The organism is Halobacillus aidingensis (assembly GCF_900104185.1).
In the GTDB taxonomy this organism is placed as follows: Bacteria; Bacillota; Bacilli; order Bacillales; family Halobacillaceae; genus Halobacillus; species Halobacillus aidingensis.
Window position 1 is genome coordinate 102,040 of sequence record NZ_FNIZ01000004.1, and the last position, 18,168, is coordinate 120,207.

Annotated in this window: 18 protein-coding genes and 3 riboswitches; of the genes, 1 reads left to right on the plus strand and 17 read right to left on the minus strand. The window is 46.6% G+C overall.

The genetic code is table 11. The features are described 5' to 3' along the window. Nucleotide 1 precedes the first annotated feature (1 nt). The 7 genes from purS to BLS23_RS05370 form a co-directional block, all read right to left on the minus strand. Entirely contained in the window at nucleotides 2-247 is a 246-nt protein-coding gene (gene purS / locus BLS23_RS05340) for a phosphoribosylformylglycinamidine synthase subunit PurS (protein WP_089651512.1), read from the minus strand. Continuing rightward, complete coding sequence (gene purC, locus BLS23_RS05345) at nucleotides 235-957, minus strand: phosphoribosylaminoimidazolesuccinocarboxamide synthase (protein ID WP_089651513.1); 723 nt, start codon at nucleotides 955-957, stop codon at nucleotides 235-237. The genes purS and purC overlap by 13 nt, the downstream gene beginning before the upstream one ends. Nucleotides 958-1,072: 115 nt before the next feature. Then, nucleotides 1,073-2,365 carry an adenylosuccinate lyase gene (gene purB, locus BLS23_RS05350; RefSeq protein WP_089651514.1) on the minus strand — a complete coding sequence of 431 codons (1,293 nt, stop codon included), beginning with the start codon at nucleotides 2,363-2,365 and terminating at the stop codon, nucleotides 1,073-1,075. 10 nt (nucleotides 2,366-2,375) lie between these two features. Continuing rightward, a complete protein-coding gene (gene purK / locus BLS23_RS05355) occupies nucleotides 2,376-3,503 on the minus strand; it encodes a 5-(carboxyamino)imidazole ribonucleotide synthase (protein WP_089651515.1) in 1,128 nt (375 codons plus the stop codon). Then, nucleotides 3,493-3,984, minus strand: coding sequence for a 5-(carboxyamino)imidazole ribonucleotide mutase (gene purE / locus BLS23_RS05360; protein WP_089651516.1), 492 nt, complete (start codon nucleotides 3,982-3,984; stop codon nucleotides 3,493-3,495). The genes purK and purE overlap by 11 nt, the downstream gene beginning before the upstream one ends. Nucleotides 3,985-4,090: 106 nt before the next feature. Continuing rightward, nucleotides 4,091-4,191: riboswitch (purine riboswitch) on the minus strand. A gap of 81 nt (nucleotides 4,192-4,272) precedes the next feature. After that, nucleotides 4,273-4,479: an NETI motif-containing protein gene (locus BLS23_RS05365; RefSeq protein WP_089651517.1), complete on the minus strand. Its 207-nt coding sequence runs from the start codon at nucleotides 4,477-4,479 to the stop codon at nucleotides 4,273-4,275. Then, nucleotides 4,442-5,017 (minus strand): DUF2179 domain-containing protein, encoded by a 576-nt coding sequence (locus tag BLS23_RS05370; RefSeq protein ID WP_089651518.1) that lies wholly within the window; start codon nucleotides 5,015-5,017, stop codon nucleotides 4,442-4,444. Before BLS23_RS05370 ends, BLS23_RS05365 begins: the two co-directional genes overlap by 38 nt. Nucleotides 5,018-5,160: 143 nt before the next feature. Between BLS23_RS05370 and BLS23_RS05375 the strand changes: the two genes are divergently transcribed. Then, a complete protein-coding gene (locus BLS23_RS05375; RefSeq protein ID WP_089651519.1) occupies nucleotides 5,161-5,586 on the plus strand; it encodes an Hsp20/alpha crystallin family protein in 426 nt (141 codons plus the stop codon). A gap of 316 nt (nucleotides 5,587-5,902) precedes the next feature. On the opposite strand, the gene BLS23_RS05380 is transcribed toward BLS23_RS05375, so the two are convergent. From BLS23_RS05380 to BLS23_RS05430, 10 genes are all read right to left on the minus strand, one after another. Beyond that, nucleotides 5,903-7,237 carry an NCS2 family permease gene (locus BLS23_RS05380; protein WP_089651520.1) on the minus strand — a complete coding sequence of 445 codons (1,335 nt, stop codon included), beginning with the start codon at nucleotides 7,235-7,237 and terminating at the stop codon, nucleotides 5,903-5,905. 289 nt (nucleotides 7,238-7,526) lie between these two features. Then, nucleotides 7,527-7,629: riboswitch (purine riboswitch) on the minus strand. Nucleotides 7,630-7,708: 79 nt separating this feature from the next. Continuing rightward, complete coding sequence (gene guaA / locus BLS23_RS05390; protein WP_089651522.1) at nucleotides 7,709-9,247, minus strand: glutamine-hydrolyzing GMP synthase; 1,539 nt, start codon at nucleotides 9,245-9,247, stop codon at nucleotides 7,709-7,711. 108 nt (nucleotides 9,248-9,355) lie between these two features. Then, a riboswitch (purine riboswitch) is annotated at nucleotides 9,356-9,457 on the minus strand. 34 nt (nucleotides 9,458-9,491) lie between these two features. Further along, a complete protein-coding gene (locus BLS23_RS05395) occupies nucleotides 9,492-11,687 on the minus strand; it encodes a transglutaminase TgpA family protein (protein WP_089651523.1) in 2,196 nt (731 codons plus the stop codon). Continuing rightward, entirely contained in the window at nucleotides 11,687-12,952 is a 1,266-nt protein-coding gene (locus tag BLS23_RS05400; protein WP_089651524.1) for a DUF58 domain-containing protein, read from the minus strand. Before BLS23_RS05400 ends, BLS23_RS05395 begins: the two co-directional genes overlap by 1 nt. Further along, complete coding sequence (locus tag BLS23_RS05405) at nucleotides 12,949-13,914, minus strand: AAA family ATPase (protein WP_089651525.1); 966 nt, start codon at nucleotides 13,912-13,914, stop codon at nucleotides 12,949-12,951. Before BLS23_RS05405 ends, BLS23_RS05400 begins: the two co-directional genes overlap by 4 nt. Before the next feature lie 488 nt (nucleotides 13,915-14,402). Then, nucleotides 14,403-15,476: a HAMP domain-containing sensor histidine kinase gene (locus BLS23_RS05410; RefSeq protein WP_089651526.1), complete on the minus strand. Its 1,074-nt coding sequence runs from the start codon at nucleotides 15,474-15,476 to the stop codon at nucleotides 14,403-14,405. Continuing rightward, complete coding sequence (locus tag BLS23_RS05415; RefSeq protein ID WP_089651527.1) at nucleotides 15,463-16,146, minus strand: response regulator transcription factor; 684 nt, start codon at nucleotides 16,144-16,146, stop codon at nucleotides 15,463-15,465. The genes BLS23_RS05410 and BLS23_RS05415 overlap by 14 nt, the downstream gene beginning before the upstream one ends. A gap of 10 nt (nucleotides 16,147-16,156) precedes the next feature. Next, a complete protein-coding gene (locus BLS23_RS05420) occupies nucleotides 16,157-16,720 on the minus strand; it encodes a redoxin domain-containing protein (RefSeq protein ID WP_089651528.1) in 564 nt (187 codons plus the stop codon). A 16-nt stretch (nucleotides 16,721-16,736) separates the two neighbouring features. Continuing rightward, on the minus strand, nucleotides 16,737-17,489 hold the full coding sequence (locus BLS23_RS05425; RefSeq protein WP_089651529.1) for a cytochrome c biogenesis CcdA family protein: 753 nt from the start codon (nucleotides 17,487-17,489) through the stop codon (nucleotides 16,737-16,739). Continuing rightward, nucleotides 17,479-18,081 (minus strand): hypothetical protein, encoded by a 603-nt coding sequence (locus tag BLS23_RS05430; RefSeq protein WP_089651530.1) that lies wholly within the window; start codon nucleotides 18,079-18,081, stop codon nucleotides 17,479-17,481. The genes BLS23_RS05425 and BLS23_RS05430 overlap by 11 nt, the downstream gene beginning before the upstream one ends. Between the last annotated feature and the right edge of the window lie 87 nt (nucleotides 18,082-18,168).

An 18,168-nucleotide genomic window follows, 5' to 3' on the forward strand; every position in this document is an offset into this window, starting at 1 on the left:
GTTAACCCGCCTCCTCAATCGTGTAGCTGTAATTTTCGATGACAGGGTTGGCAAGAAGCTGGTCGCACATGCGATCGATCTCCGCTTCAAGATTGTCACTGTCTTCAACCATCACTTCCATGTATTTTCCGACGCGTACGTCCTGGACGTTGTTATATTCTAACGATTGCAGGGAGTTGTGGACAGCTTTTCCTTGTGGATCAAGGACCCCTTCTTTCAACGTGATGTGAATCTTTACTTTGCGCATACGCTCTCCTCCAGTCGATGTAGTATTTTGGTGTACGTATCGATCAAGTCACCGGTACTTTCCCGGAAGACGTCTTTATCCATTTTCTCGCCTGTTTCTTTGTCCCAAAGCCTGCACGTATCCGGGGAAATTTCATCAGAAAGGACGATCGTGCCGTCTTTGAGGCGGCCGAATTCCAATTTGAAGTCGACAAGTGTCAGCCCTGCCGAACGGAAAAGCTTTTGAAGTTCAATGTTGATGTCTAAGGCTTGCTGTTTAATAAACGTGAGTTCTTGTTCCGTGATGTCCGTGAGATGATACGCGTGGACATCGTTGATGAGCGGGTCATTCAATTCGTCTTTCTTGTAAAACAATTCAATGATCGGTGGAGTAAAGCTCGTTTTTTCCTCGATGCCGAGCCGGCGCGTAATGCTGCCAGCAGCCTGGTTGCGGACGACGACTTCAAGAGGAATGATGTCCGTTCGTCTGACCAGCTGTTCGGTATCGTTCAGAGCTTTGATAAAGTGGGTCGTAATGTTGTGCTGGTGTAAGTATTGGAATACTTTCGAGGTAATCAAGTTGTTGAGGCGTCCTTTGCCTGCGAACTCGTCTTTTTTCTTGCCGTTAAATGCTGTAGCGTCATCTTTATAAGATAAAACGAGCTGATCCGACTCATCCGCCGTATGATACACCCGTTTCGCTTTCCCTTCGTACAATAAAGAACCCTTCATTCAGAAACACCTCGCTAAGGAATTGGGATTTTTTGTATGACCTGGTACACCAGATTCTGGTGTACCAGGTCATACAGTATTTTCCATTATTTGTCCATCATCTTTCGTTACAGCGTTACAGTCCGATGCGGTCGAAGATGCGGTCGACTTGTTTCAGGTGGTGCTTGTAGTCGAAGCAGGCATCCAGCTGTTCTTCGGACAGGGTGGATGTAATCTTGTCGTCTGCTTCAATCAGTTCACGGAACGGGATGCCGCGCTCCCATGCTTCCATGGCTTTCGGCTGGACGAGGTCGTAAGCTTCTTCGCGGACCAAGCCTTCATCGATGAGCGTCAGCAATACACGCTGGGAGAAGATGAGTCCGTATGTTTTCTCCATATTTTCCTGCATCCGTTCAGGGAAGACAGTCAAGTTCTTCACGATGTTTCCGAAACGGTTCAACATGTAATTCAAAGCGATCGTTGCATCAGGCAGGATGATTCGCTCTGCGGAAGAGTGAGAGATGTCACGTTCATGCCATAGCGGTACATTTTCAAATGCCGTCAGCATGTTGCCGCGCAGGACGCGTGCCATTCCGGTCATATTTTCAGAACCGATTGGATTCCGTTTATGCGGCATCGCAGAGGAACCTTTTTGACCTTTCGCAAAAAATTCTTCCACTTCACGTGTTTCCGTTTTTTGCAGGCCGCGGATTTCCACAGCAATTTTCTCAATCGAAGTCGCAACCAAAGCAAGTGTGGATACATAATGAGCATGACGATCACGCTGCAGGGTTTGTGTCGAAACAGGTGCTGGCTTCAGGCCAAGCTTTTCACACACATACTCTTCAACAAATGGATCGATGTTCGCATACGTTCCGACAGCCCCAGAAAGCTTTCCGAACTGAATGTGGTCCATTGCAAGATCCAAACGCTCGAGATTACGCTTCATTTCTTCATAATAAAGGGCAAGCTTCAGTCCAAACGTCGTCGGCTCGGCATGTACACCGTGTGTACGGCCCATCATAACCGTGTGTTTGTGTTCCTTCGCTTTCTCACCAAGGATCTCGATAAAGTTGACGAGGTCTCTACGGATGATTTCATTCGCCTGCTTCAATTGATAGGACAGCGCCGTGTCCACAACGTCTGTTGAAGTCAGTCCATAATGCACCCATTTTCGCTCTTCTCCCACCGTTTCAGAAACGGCACGGGTGAAAGCCACAACATCGTGGCGTGTTTCTGCTTCAATTTCGTGTATGCGGTCGATGGAAAAGGATGCATTCTCGCGTAATTTCTTCACGTCATCTTTCGGGATGACCCCAAGTTCACTCCACGCTTCACAAGCTAAAAGTTCAACCTCAAGCCAAGCCTGGTATCTATTTTCTTCTGTCCAAATTGCACCCATTTCCGGGCGTGTATAACGTTCAATCATTGTCTTCCTCCTACCATAAATGGATCTGATTTTCTGTGATGACTTTGTCGATTTCTTTTAAATTGTCCCCCACAAAGGTTATGTGCCCCATTTTACGGGTCTGACGGGCTTCCTCTTTTCCATAGTCGTGAAAATGAAAGCCATGATAATATTCCAGACGATCCAGCAAAATGCTTCGATGTTTCCCGAGCACGTTCACCATCACCGCTGCCCCGAACGAATGGACCGGTAACAGCGGGAGACCGCAAATCGCACGGACGTGCTGTTCGAATTGTGACACGCTGCACGCCTCAATCGTATAATGCCCTGAGTTATGAGGCCGTGGCGCCATTTCATTGATGAAAATGTCCTTTCCTTTGACGAACATTTCAACAGCGAATGTACCGACCACTCCGATTCGTTCAGCTAATACTTCAACAGCTTCATGCGCGCGCTCTTCCACTTTCCCAGGAACGGTTGCCGGAACTCTTGATTCATGCAAAATGTGGTTCTTATGGATATTTTCCGCAATCGGGAAAGGGATGATACGTCCATCCATTCCTCTTGTGAACACTTGAGAAATTTCAAGATCGAATTCAAGCCACTGCTCCACAATGTAGGTGCCGCCTTCTTTCATGAAAGACCGGACATCTTCGAGATGAGTTTCGCCTTCGATTTTCTGCTGTCCCTTGCCATCATAGCCGCCGCTGACCGTCTTGATGACAGCAGGATAGCCTGTGACTTCCATCGCTTCTTCCACCTCTTCAAAAGTGGTCACGATACGATACTCAGGAACGGACAGTCCAGCATCGACGGCAATCTCCTTCTCTTTGGCCCTGTTTTGGGTCACTTCAAGCGCAAATGCTCCTTGCGGCAGCTTCCCTTTTTCTTCGAAAAGCCGTGCCACATCGAGGTCGACGTTTTCAAATTCGTAGGTGATCACATCACTGACCTCACTCAATCGTTCCGCTGCTTGCAAGTCATCATATTCAGCGATGATGTGTTCCTCAGCGATTGAGGCACAAGGGCAATTTTCTGCAGGATCAAGCACAGCGATTTGATAGCCCATATGTCTTGCCGCGACAGCCATCATACGACCGAGCTGGCCGCCTCCTAAAATCCCGATCGTTCTTCCTGGTCGAATCACTTCAGGTTTCACGAAGATCCCTCCTCATTCCGTCGACTTTATCTGCCATCTGCCGGCGATAGTCTGATAGTTTTGAAGCTACTTCCTGATCGAAAGCTCCAATCATTTCCGCTGCCAGAAGACCCGCATTTTTCGCGCCTGCTTTCCCGATCGCAACGGTAGCGACAGGAACGCCCCCTGGCATCTGCACGATGGATAAAAGAGAATCCAACCCTTGCAATGCTTTCGATTCCACCGGAACGCCGATGACCGGTAGTGTCGTTTTAGATGCGACCATCCCAGGTAAGTGAGCCGCGCCCCCTGCCCCTGCAATAATCACTTTCAACCCTTTATCCCGGGCCGTTTCCGCGTATGTGAACATATCTTCAGGTGTACGATGTGCTGAGATGATTTCTTTTTCATAATCGATTGAAAGCTCATCCAAAACGCTGCACGTTTCTTTCATCGTCTCCCAATCTGAAATGCTGCCCATGATTACGCCTACACTTGCCATCGAATCCCTCTTTTCTTTCGTAGCATGAAAAATGCCTGCTCGACGCCCCTCAAAAGATGAGAGGAGTCGAACAGGCACACGTGTGTCCGGTCTGAGAAAGCTTTTTCACAGCTTAAACTCCCCTCATAGTCCGGAAATTTACGGTTCCCAGGTAGAGACGTACGGGCCATATCCCCGTCATATATGAGGTCGTCTATGCAATTCTGCCTTCATCATATCAATTTCTGTTCCAACATGTCAACGCAAATATCGAACATTAATAAAAACGTTACAATTGATCGTTCGGTTTTATTCCTTTACCGCATGAAATACGATCGTTTTTCCTACAGGTTCCATCACTTTTTCCCCATTACGGGTTTCTTCACGGAAGACAGGCTCTTCCGCGCGACGGATCGGCGTGTATCCTTCTTTTTTCATTCGGTCGAGACATTGCCCGATCGATTCCTTTTCACCGACTTCAAAGCGCTTCTTGCTGTTCTTGTTCTTTTTGGGCATCACGAATCTTTCCTCTCTTAACGGATTTCGCCCAGAATCCACCATGAATCTGCTTCGGTTCATACGCCACGATAAAAGCTTTCGGGTCGATATAACGGATCGTTTCATACAAAGCGAGTTCGTACTTCCGTGGTGTCAGGATCTGCATCGCCAAGCGATCGCCTTCCATGCCATAAGCGTACCAGCTCGTAACACCATATCCTTTTTCACGAAGTCTGCGGGTGAATTCGATGTCTGGGTCTGAAGATATCACATTAACTGTAATATACCCGAGAGCGAGCTTCTCTTCAATCTTCATTCCGACAATGACACCGAGACCATACCCGACGGCATAGGCAATGACGTTTTCAATCTGATCCAGGCGGTCGAGGACGAGCCCCAGCCCGTAAATGTACGTCACGATTTCGAACATGCTGATAAACGCAGCAAAATAGCGCTGTCCCTTCAGCGTGAAAATCATACGGAGGGTAAAAAACGAAACATAGACAATATTGACAGCTAAAATAATCCCAACGAGCAATAATGGGTTTTCTAACATAGTTGAGAGCCTCCTACGCTAGGGTTTGCACAAACCGTGACATTCACCTAGACGATGTACTTTGCATACACTATAAACCATGAGAAGAGACGTGCACAACAAGTTTTTAACGCAATCTATGACATTTTTTGGAGGACGATGACATGAATCAATTTAAAGATTGGAAAACCAACCTCGACCGCTTCTTCGGGCAGGACTTCTGGGGAGACTTCGACGGCATGATGAAACCCGCCGTTCCAGCAATCAACATGTATCAATACGACAATGAACTGCTTTGCTTCGTCAACATCCCTGGAATGAATCACCCGAAAAATGTCGACGTTCTTGTTGACCATTCGACATTGACGTTAAGTGGAAAAATTGAAATCAATAACCGTGGGGGCCACCAGATCAAATCAGAGATCGCCGATGGAGCATTTGAAAGAAGTATCGATCTTCCCTTCCCCGTTCGGCATGACAAAGTGGAAGCGACGTATAAGCATGGACTGCTTGTGATCCAGCTCCACCGCTATATTTCAGATTCAACGAAACAGCGTCCGATCACGATCCGCCATTTGGAAGATGAATAAAACCGGCAGCCGTTTGGGCGACTTGCCGGTTTCTTTTTTTGCCGATTGAGCTGGGTAGCTCTAGCTTCTACTGACATATTAGCAGCTTTGAAGCTTTTATTAGCAGGTTTTGCGATTATATTAGCAGGTTCATCGAATATATTAGCAACTTTCAGCATATATTAGCAGGTCATCCTACTATATTAGCCACTCCACCCATATCAACGGCTTCAGCTATTTTATCGGTAGCTTTGCACCATTTATCAGTCGGTTTCAGCAGTTTATCAGTGACTTCCGCATATTTATCGGTGAGATTCGCTCTTTTATCAGTATCTCCCTATGCCAGGAAGATAAAGTACAACACAAAGATAACAAAAAGGAAGTACATAATCGGATGGATCTCTTTTCCGCGCCCCTTTAAAAGCATCGTAATCGGATAGAAAATAAATCCGATGGCAATTCCTGTTGCAATGCTGTAGGTCATCGGCATCGCCGCAATCGTAAAGAAGGCAGGAACCGCGATTTCAAACTGATCCCAATCGATATTTTTCAAAGTGGAAGCCATGAGCACACCAACAATGATCAACGCAGGCGCCGTCACTTCTGCGGTCACCACAGATAATAATGGCGAGAAGAAGAGCGCCAGAATGAAGAATCCAGCTGTGACAACGGAAGTGAACCCTGTACGTCCACCAGCTCCGACACCAGCCGTAGACTCTATATAGGATGTCGTTGTGGACGTACCGACAGCGGCACCGACTACGGTTGCTGCTGAATCAGCAAATAACGCACGGTTGGCACGCGGCAATTTATTATCTTTCATAAAACCAGCTTGTGTCGCTACTGCTACAAGCGTTCCAGCTGTATCAAAAAAGTCGACGAATAAGAACGTTAAAATGACGACAAGCATTTCAATCGTGAAAATTTCACCGAAATGGGTAAAGGCAGCACCGAAAGTCGGCGCAACGCTAGGAGCTGTGCTTACAATATCTCCAAAGCCAGCCGGCGGAGCAATCAAACCTGTCACCATACCTGCGATGGATGTCAGGACCATTCCGTAAAAAATACCGCCTTTCAATCCCATCGCCATCAGCATAACACTGACGATGATTCCGAAAATAGAAAGCAGCGTCGGCCCTGCCGTCAAGTCGCCAAGCTGTACTAATGTCGCATCACTGTTCTGCACGATCCCGGAATTCTGGAAACCGATGAATGCGATGAATAAACCAATCCCGGCACCGACCGCGAGCTTCAAGTTCGCAGGAATCGCATCGATGATCATCGTCCGCAGGCCTGTCACGGTTAATACAATAAAAATAAGTCCAGAAGCCAAAACACCTGCGAGTGCGGTTTCCCACGGAATCCCGAAACCTAAAACGACGGTGTACGCGAAGAACGCATTCAAACCCATTCCCGGAGCGAGGGCAATCGGATATTTCGCGAACAATCCCATAATGAGTGTACCAACAGCCGCTGCAATCGCCGTCGCTGTAAACACGGCTCCTTTATCAATCCTTGTCACACCCTCAGGAAGCTGCTCAATTCCATCAAGCGCAAGTGTGGACGGGTTAACAAACAAAATGTACGCCATCGCAAGGAAGGTCGTTAAACCTGCCATAAACTCTCTGCGATACGTCGTCCCAAACTTTTCAAACTTAAAAAACTTACTCATATACGTTTCCTCCCCTTTTCCCTCTATTCATCTCACGCCGTATCTCTATTCGCACCCGGTACACAACAATAAATTTTCCATACCTGGCACTACGTTCACCTAGATCGGTACCGGGTACGCTTTCTCTTTTTTTCGTACCTGGTACCGTCCTGAGGCCATCTGGTACCAGGTACACATCAAGCATGCGGATGTACCTGGTACCAAAAAAAGACACTCTTGGAAGCTCCAAGAGTGTCTACATCTATACGAAGGAAACGGACGAAAGGTGAGACTATTATACAGGTCTCCCTCATCGTCTATTCACCAACGTAGTCAGACCGATTTACGGTAGTCTGGTAGAAACTCATGGGCCTTATCCCCAAAATTATACGACGGTGTTGCTTTATTCATTTGTCTCTATCTTACAAGGTTCGACATCATTCGTCAACCCCAAATCCGAACGTTAAGATATAATTGTAAACTAACGTTCGATTATTCCCACTCAATCGTTGCAGGTGGCTTACTCGTCACATCATAAACGACCCGGTTGATGTGATCGACTTCGTTGACGATTCGCGTAGAGATCTTCTCTAGGACGTCCCATGGAATACGGGCCCAATCCGATGTCATTCCATCAATGGATGTCACCGCACGGATACCGATTGTGTAATCATACGTACGCTCATCGCCCATGACCCCAACGGAACGGATGTCCGGAAGCACGGTGAAGTATTGCCAAATGTCACGGTCAAGACCTGCTTTTTTAATTTCATCACGAAGGACATGGTCTGACTCGCGAACAATCTCAAGCTTCTCTTCTGTCACTTCACCAAGCACACGGATGGCAAGTCCCGGTCCTGGGAATGGCTGGCGCCAGACGATATGTTCAGGTACTCCAAGCTCTGTTCCAAGCGCACGCACTTCATCCTTGAACAGCGTGTTCAGCGGCTCGATCAATTCGAATTGCATGTCCTCAGGAAGGCCGCCGACATTGTGGTGAGACTTGATCGTCTGTGCGGTCTCTGTACCACTTTCGATAATATCCGTGTAAAGCGTTCCTTGTGCCAGAAAGTCGATGTCTTTCAATTTCTCTGCTTCGTCATCAAAAACATAGATGAATTCATTGCCGATGATCTTCCGCTTCTTCTCAGGATCCGAAACACCTGCAAGCTTGCTCATGAATCGGTCTTTCGCATCAATTTTGATGATGTTCATGTTAAAGCCGTCTCCGAGAGTGCGCATAACGTCATCCGCTTCATTTTTACGAAGCAGACCGTGGTCGACAAAAATACATGTGAGCTGATCACCGATGGCACGGTGGATCAAAGCAGCGACGACAGAGGAATCTACGCCACCACTCAAGGCGCACAACACTTTACGGTCGCCGACTTTTTCACGGATCTTCTCCACTTCCATTTCCACAACATGTTCCATCGTCCAATCATCGGTCGCCTCACATACGTCAAAAACGAAACTGCGGAGGATGTCGTTTCCGTATTCTGAATGGCGGACTTCCGGGTGGAACTGGACGCCATACATGCGTGCTTCATCGTTGCTGATGGCGGCTACTGGACAGGACGGGCTTGTCGCATCCACTTGGAACCCTTCAGGAGCTTCAATGACTTTGTCGCTGTGACTCATCCAAACCGTTTGTTCTCTCGGTGTTTTAGCAAAAATCACCGGCTCTTTCGCCACGTTGATATCCGCTTTTCCATATTCACGCTCTTTAGCACGTTCGACTTTTCCACCAAAATGATGGGTCATCAATTGCATGCCATAGCAGATCCCAAGGACTGGAATGCCAAGTTCGAAAATCTGCTCGTCACAACGGAAGCTTTCCTCCCCGTAGACGCTGTTCGGTCCACCGGATAGTATGATTCCACTCGGGTTCATGTCTTTAATCTCTTCGATGCTCATTTTGTGAGAGTGAAGCTCACTATACACACCGAATTCACGGATTCTGCGTGTAATCAATTGGTTATACTGGCTCCCGAAGTCCAGCACGAGAATCATGCCTTGTACTTGTTCCATCTGTTCCACTCCTTGATCTATAGACTTTTATTTTCATAAAAAAATGGATGGATTCCCTGCCTCAAATCTACGACGACGAAGGCAGAAATCCATCCATGTACATACATGTCACGTGATTCCCACCTTCATAGTCAGGGCGTTTACGGTGCCCCGGTAGAGACTCTCGGGCCATATTCCCGAGGATATACGAAGGAAGAATGCATCTGATAATTTTCATTCATTCTATCAACCGCATGAAAAGGAATCAAGACAATGTCTTTTTGATTAAATTTTCCCATAATTCAGTGACTTTAGGCCAATGTGTACTTTGGGCTTCATTCCGGTAGATGACACGTTCATAATGGTTGGTCAACCGCCGCATGTCATTCGACTGGTAATGCTGATCGACCGATATCGCAAACTCACGCAAGGTTTGTTCCGGCTTACGCTTGAATCCTTTATGATCAAGCACCTTCAAAAGGTAATGATAGGCTTTTTCGTACGTTTCTTCATCTTTGTTTTTCCTATATTTACGAATGAGCAGCGCCGTCATCCAACGATACCTTGTGAAGTAAAGAATGATCGCTACTACAAGGATTGCGCTCAATAGCACCCATAACCATGTGTACCTTTGATCGGAAGAGCCTGCTGCGCCTGCAGCATCAGAACTTTCTTCCTCTTCCATTTGCTGTGGGTTCCCCATTTGATCTTCCGGTGTCTCACTATCCGGGGCTGCTGATGGATCTTCCCCTTCTTCTGTTTCCACATCGGTATAGAAGTCCGTGTTGTTCGTAAATCCTTTGGTCGGCTCAAAAGGCACCCAGCCGATTTCAGGGAAATAAACCTCTACCCAGGAGTGGGCGTTTCCGCTTGTGACTTGATAAACATTTTGCAAACCATCACTAAGCTCAGTTTCACGTGTGTCGATGCGCTCTCCTCCGGTAAATCCTTTCACCCAGCGGGCAGGAATTCCTTCAGAACGGAGCATGACGACCATGGATGTAGAGAAGTTATCACAATAACCAAGTTGGGACTCAAATAAGAACTGATCGACGTAGTCTTCATTTTCATCTGGCACGGGAACCTCGGTAGTCGAGTATTCAAAGCCATTGGAAGAAAAATAAGACTCGATCGCTTTGGCACGATCATATCGATTGTCTTCGGCCTCGACGATTTGAGCTGCCAAGTTCCTCACCCGGTTCGGCAATCCATCTGGAAGCTGAAGGTATTGATCGCGGATTTCTTGAGGATCGTCATCTCCCGCTTCCCGTAATTGATTGTATTCAAAGGAAGGATACTCATAATTGGCGACGAATTCATTCACCTTCGCAGGAGAATCTCCTTTTACGGTATCCATCTCTCCCGTGTTCTCATGGACCAAAAGCTCGTAATCATTCGGGAACCTTACAAGGGAGGATAAGCCATAGGGATAGACCAACTTTTGGAAAGAAGCCTGCCGTGACATTTCAATCATGACCGTCTGTTCTTCCACTTCTACATTGTCCGTAAACAATTCGTAGCTGATGTTTTGCGGGTCCATGCTGGTCACTGGCTCTTCAAGTGTATCTTCCCAACCTTTTCCTGTGTACGTATCTTTCGACTCGATCCGCCAATAACGTTCTCCATCCGCCGTCGCACGGAACATAGGAGTGTCATCTTGTATGAAAGAACCACCAAGCCGGCTGTCGTCTTCTCCATACCCGACTTTTTGAACGGTGCCACTGCCACTTCCACCAGGTCCAGCCCCGCCTGCCGCGCTTTCGATATAAGGGACAGGATCCGGCCATTGCGGATCAAGCTTCGGTGAGGCGTAAGCAGCCGCAGAGGAAAACAAAATGATCGCAAGGAGTGGAAGAGCCCATACCTGCGCTTTTTGCAATCCTTTAAAAGAAATTGACTCTTGTTCCATCACTTTTGCAAAACTTGATAACCCGAGCGCAACCATGCCCAAGATGAACGTTCTTACAATCGCCCATTTACCATCAAAAATCGTAAACGTATCGACGACTGTGACGTAAATGAGTGTCAATACGACGAAAAAGAACATTCGGCGGGCTACGACGAACCAATAATAAAGTAAATAGCTCATCAGCCATAGAAGAATCAAAAACAATAAACTTCGGAAGAGCGGTGTCATCTGCCACCACTCTTGGGACTGGATCATCTGGATGTTGAATAACACCTGTTCATATAAAACAGAAAACCAGTCACGCGAAAAGATGCGTTCCGCGATATAAAGTCCATCAATGATGAACGCAAGCCCCAGCCCTTTCAAGGGAATGGATAGATACCACGGCACTTGCAAAAAGGATATAAAAAAGCAGAACGTCGCGTAGATGAAGAACACACGCACATCATTCGTATCGGAAATCTGCTCCATCGGCCGCATCCATTCACAGAACAACAGAAAGCCAGTAATATAGAGAATCAGTTTATAGATGAACGATTGTCTCTCTTCCATCATGTGTTCACCTCAAATTGTTGTTTCGTCAACTGTTCCTCATTCAGTACATTGACAACGACGCCCTGACTTTTCATCTGCTTCACAGCTTGATGGTCCTGGAACGACATTTGTCCATGAGGACGTACATAGAAAAAGACAACACGCTTACTCCTTTTTGCCAGTTTACTAATCGCAACCTGGACCTCCTTGTCCAAATGATGACTGACGATCATGAGCATCACACCACTTGGAACCAATGATTTTTCCCGCTCCAACTGTTGTGCAAAAGGAATACGCCCGACAGGACGGATTCTGGCCAAATGCCCTTGCATTTGCTGCTGGTGAGCGTGGTCCTGATGAAAAGGAAAGTATTTACGTCCGTCACCGAGGGACATGAAAGATAGCGGGGAAGATGTTTTATGGAACTCCTTCATTAAGGAAGCTGTGAATTCCACCGCCCCTTCAAAACTCAATTCGCTCATCTCCGGATGATAGACGCCATTCAGAATCAGCATCATGTCGACACTTTTTTCCTGTTCAAATTCTTTCGTCATCATCTCATTCTTCTTCGCCGTCGTTTTCCAGTCCACCCAGGCAAAGCGGTCACCAGGCATGTATTCACGAACACCTGTTACCATGTTCGTGTTCTTTTCATTCAACTTGAATGAAGGACTTGCCCCCTGCTCAAAACTGTACACCCGGTCTTTCATTTTCACAGGGCGGGTATATGGAAAAACAAGCAATTTGCTTTCTTGATGATAAACGTGCTCCTTTTTTACAAAACCGAAGAAATCTCCTGTCTTAATTCTGAGTGCCTTCAGTTTATGGTCTCCCCGGGGGACTTTCTCAAGCTGGTAACGGTAAGTGATCGTCTTACTGAACCAAGGAAAAACAACCCTTTTCACTTTACGTGGTTCATAGAATTGATCTGCTTTATCCATGGTCTTGTATTTATCCAAATGCTCGTCCACTTTCTTCAGCGATTCCGGTAAGTGTTCTTCGATAATACAATAATAGATTGGAAAAGGAACTTTCCGTTTCAACTTCACTTCGACATCGATGGTTTCACTTCCCATCGCCATTCGTTTAGAAAGATTCCGTTCGATTTTCCAATTATGGACCGGATAAATGAGGACAGCCGCCATATAAAGGAGAAACGGCAGAAATGCATAAAAAAGGAACCAGCTGACAAAACCCCCCTGAAACATGGCGTAGGAAAAGAGGATGACGAAAAGGATCGCTACGACAAGGCTTCTAGCGATGATTCCAAGTTTCCGTCTCATTCACTGATGTTCCTCTTCACTGGAATGGACGTGGAGGATAGCAGGCTGTCAATGATCGCCTCAGCCGTCTGCCCTTCAAACCGTGCTTCCGATGTAAGAATCATACGGTGAGAAAGGACATACGGAGCCATGAATTGAACGTCATCAGGTACGACATAATCGCGGTCGTGAATAAACGCGTAAGCCTTAGCCGCTTTCATCAATGCAATCGATCCACGCGGGCTGACCCCAAGGTAAACGCCGTCATGAGTCCGTGTCCCTGTCACAAGATCGATGATATAACGGTTAACCGTACGATCGACATAGACCTCCAACACTTCTTTTTGCAAATCAACAAGCTCGTCCCTTGTCAGCACAGCGGAAATCCCCTCGATCGGGTGGCCGTTCGATGTCCTTGAAAGCATCTCCATTTCCTGTTTCGCTGAAGGGTACCCCATCTTCATTTTAATAAGGAAACGATCGAGCTGGGCTTCCGGCAGTGGATAAGTCCCTTCATACTCAATCGGGTTTTGCGTCGCCATGACGAAAAACGGATCGCTGAGTGGAACGGTATTTCCATCCACTGTAATACTCGTCTCCTCCATCCCTTCCAAAAGAGCAGACTGGGTCTTCGGTGATGTCCGGTTGATCTCATCCGCTAAGACGATATTGCCGAGAATCGGACCAGGTCTGAATTCGAATTCCATACTTTTCGGATTATATATCGATACACCCGTCACATCAGAAGGAAGCAAATCTGGCGTGAATTGGATGCGTTTAAAGTCACAATCCAGAGATTTAGCTAATGTTTTCACAAGCATCGTCTTCCCGACGCCTGGAACATCCTCTAAAAGGACGTGCCCTTTCGCAAGTAACGCGACAAGGCTCAACATTGCTGCTTCTTCCTTCCCGATCATGACCTTCCTCATATTTTTAAGTACTTCCGATATTTTCGGCTGATACAAAAATGTCTGCTGAGTCATTTGGTGTACCCCTTTCTCCCTAAAATACTATTTTTTCAGAAAAATCAAGCTCATTTTAACTATACTATAACGCACAGGCATGAACAAAGGTTGTGAACCGTTGGATATTAAAGGAAATGGCGTCATTACGGTTTTCATACTCTATAAAAAAATTTGTCGATAGAAGAAGAATAAGGTTTTCATTGCCCCTTCTATTTTTTCTAAAAAATGGTTAACTTTCATGACTTTTTATGGTATCTTGAATTTGAGCCATCTTAATTAAAGATAAAAGAATTCAAAGAGACGAAAGTTTGTATAGGTATAGGTGGCGGGGCCTCAGCGTTGAGCTGGGGCTTTTCATACGTTTGAGTTTGTGAATGTATGAGCAGGAAGTCTGGCACCGTCGAAACCGGTTGTGGTGCCTGGCACCAGAAAGATCGAAAGCGATGAAACCGCACAACGCTGAAGAATCCATCCTCCGCCCAACAAAAAAAGCGCAAACTTTTCGTCTACGCTTGCATCGGTAATGTTATAGAAAAACAGTGATTCCGGCCGTCTGTTTCCAATTGAATCTGACCACCATGTCGTTCAACGATCTGTTTACTGATTGAAAGCCCGAGCCCAGAACGGCCATCTGAACGGGAACGATCCACGCGATAAAAGCGATCAAAAACTCGATCCTTTTCATTTAAAGGAATCGCTTTTCCTCCTCCTTTTACCTTGATCACGTATTTTTCACCTTCTGCTCTCCCTTCGATTTCCACTCCATCTGTGCCCTCATGGTACTCAAGAGCATTCCTCAATAAATTCGTCAAAACCTGCTGGATGCCTTGTCTATTTACAGACACTTCCGCAGCTTCAACCTCACTCTTCAACCCAATGCCCTTTTTCTCAAATTCCAACGTGAACATCTGACTTACTTGAGAGATCACCTGTGTCATTTCCTCTTGGCTGACCTCCAGTGGCTTCGAAGGGGTCAGCGTTGTCCAGGATTCCATGTCGTCCAGCCGGGAGAGCAGTTGAGAGACTCGATCGGTTTCTTCTGCAAGAGAACGGTAAATCGTCTGATCCCCTGAAATCACCCCTTTTTCAAGGGCCTCCAAATAACCTTGCAAATTGGATAATGGTGTACGTAATTCATGAGATAAGTCACGAAGCATTTGGTGACGAGAGCGCTCCTGTTGCTGCAAACGACGGTTCATTCGATTGAAGTGGTCCACAAGTTCTCCTATTTCATCATTGGTATGGACGTTCAAATCTCCTGGGTAGTTCCCGGATTTCATCGTTTCCATGGCCGAGCTCAACTCTTTAACAGGGACAAGCACTTTCCTTGTCACGGTTGAATATAAAAAAGCTCCCATCACGATGACGACGCCGCCGATCACCCATGCGTAAATGAGCAAAGAGTTGTTGAAGGTCAACTGGGCTTCACGCTCGACGCCTGTAATATCAGCAGCCAGAAAACAAGCCGTCTGATAGAGTGTCATTCCTGTAACGATGACGACTCCAATAAGAAGCGCAATGTTTACGATTGTCATCTTCACCCAAAGTTTCGGCGGCAGGACCCGTTCAATGAGACGCATATTTATACCCCATCCCTCTTACCGTCACAATTCTCTTCGGATCAGAAGCATCTGTTTCTATTTTTCGGCGGAGCTTTTTAATGTGCGCATCAATGGTACGGGCCATAATGTCCGCTTCGCCGTGCGGATGGATTTGTTCGAGGAGCTGTTCCCTCGTAAACACTTGATCTTTGTGATCCATCATAAAATAAAGCAGGTTGAACTCGTAGTGCGTCAACTCCAGTCGTTCACCGTCCAACCATACTTCTCCTTTCCGCGGCTTCACTTCAAGTCCTTCATGGGAGAGCTTTTGGCACACATGGCCCGTTCTCCGTAAGACCGCTTCCACGTGCGCCATCAATTCTTCCGGGCTGAACGGTTTCGTCATGTAATCATCAGCACCGAGACGCAGCCCTGAAATCCGGTCTTCCGTCGTTCCCTTCGCAGACAACATAATGACGCCAGGGGAGTCCTTGCTTTCTTCCTTAACAAAGCGGCATAACTCTTCCCCACTCCATTTCGGCAGCATCAAATCAAGGATCAGCAGGCAGGGACGGTGCAGAAGATAGAGCTCCTTGCCCTCTTCCCCGTCATAAGCCTGTTTGACGCCGTACCCTTCATTCGCTAAGTAAATGCTTATGAGATTTGAAATTTTCCGGTCATCTTCAACGATCAGTACTTCTGGTTTCATGTAATCACCCTTACATTTCTTCCATCCTTTGTACCATCATATCGTAATTCATCGCCCCAAGCATTACTGAGCTGATCTTCCCTTCTTCATTTACGAAGATAGAGGTAGGAACGGGATTGACCTCATACTGATTGGCTACGGAAACATCTTTATCAAGCAATATAGGGAACGTTAATCCAAATTCGTCTACAAAACTCTGAACACCCTGTTCACTTGCCTCTGTTTCTGTCAAATTGACGGCCAGTACCTTTATATCCTCGTTCTCGGAAAACTTCTGCATGTCCGGCATTTCTGCACGGCATGGCGGGCACCACGTCGCCCAGAAATTAATCATTACTTTTTCTCCACGATAATCAGACAAAGAAACCTCTTCGCCACCGAGCGTCTGCAGCGTGAAATCCGGCGCTTGCTGCCCTTTTTCCAACCCAATGTCGACTTCTTCCGTGGCCGGGCCCTCGGCGACCATCTTCTCGCCTTCAGCAACCGGCTCCTGGCTTTCCCCTTCATACACAAAATCATAAACAGCCCAACCAAATAAGGCGGTTACAATGACAATGAGCCCCCATTTCTTCATACAATCTCCTTCCTTTCTATAAAAAGATCATTCCTAGATTGGCAAGCCATGTATCCTGGACCAAATTCAACAGCAATGTCGACACTCTCGTCATATAACCGGTATAAAGAAACGCACCAGCTAAAATCATCGCCACTCCACCGATTTTCAAGATCCGCTCACTGTATTTCAAGATTACTCTTGTTGATCCTATAAAAAAGGAGAATACGAGAAACGGCAGGGCAAATCCGATGACATAAACGACGGTGTACAAGATCCCCTGCGTCGGATTGCTTGCGGATAACAAAAGAATCGATGCAAAAATTGGCCCGATACAAGGCGTCCACCCTGCTGCAAAACCCATGCCTGCAAAAAAAGTGCCCGCTAAGCTGAGTGACGTTTTCGGCTTCGTCTGCACCCTTTTCGTTTTCATAAACCAGCCGATCTTCAACCAACCGGCGACGAACAGCCCCATCAAAATGATGAAAACCCCAGCCAGACGCTGCAACAGCAGACCTGAGCTCCCGGTTAAAATGTTTTGTACAGCACCTCCTACATAAGAAGCGCCAATCCCTAAACTGATAAAAATAGAGGAAACGCCTAGAAGAAAAAGCAAAGAGTGTGTGAGTAACCTCTTCTTCACTTTAAGGCTGCGATTCTCTTTCATCTCTTTCACACTCATCCCGGTAATATAAGATAAATAGGCCGGGAACAAGGGCAGGGTACACGGTGATAGAAAAGAAATGATCCCTGCGCCGAGCGCAAGCCAAAGCGTTACATCAGTCCCCATGATTCATCCCTCCTTTTTTCAATAAAACCAACGTTAAACTAACCAGTGTAACTACAAGATAAAACCCGAGATCCATTCGATACCCCATCACATCAGGAATCCGGTACAGCATCCCTGTGAGCAGCGCCCCACTGAATGCGAAGAAAACACTCCATAGACGCTGCTTATGTAAGACAACCAGGAAAAAGAAACCGAAAGCAAAGATGACATCGACGAGATGGCCTTGATCCAATACGAGCTTCTCTAATAAGGCAAAGCCTACAAAACTACTGGCCAACATCAGAATGTAAGCCTGCAAATAGGGTTTATGAACATGACGCTTCTGCCATTCCCACAAGATTGTAGCTATACAGGCGATGTAAAATTCAACCGTTCCACTCGGATAAGCAAGCACCGAGAGCGGATAATCCAACAAAAGCTCCCATTGCGTCAATCCTTTAGCTCCTATAAAAAACAGAAGCCATGTAGTGAGGGTCGAAGCGTAGCTTTCAACCGTTTTCTTTTTTTCCTTTTGTGAGGAAAGAATCCAAAATACAGCCAGCCCGATAAGCAATGCGATGACCCTGATGACCAGCAGTGGTTGCAAAATCATATGAAAACCTCTTTTCCTTCTGTCTATCCTAAATCACATGTGTGAAAATATCATGAAAGAACAAACACCCGTGATATTTTCCCATAA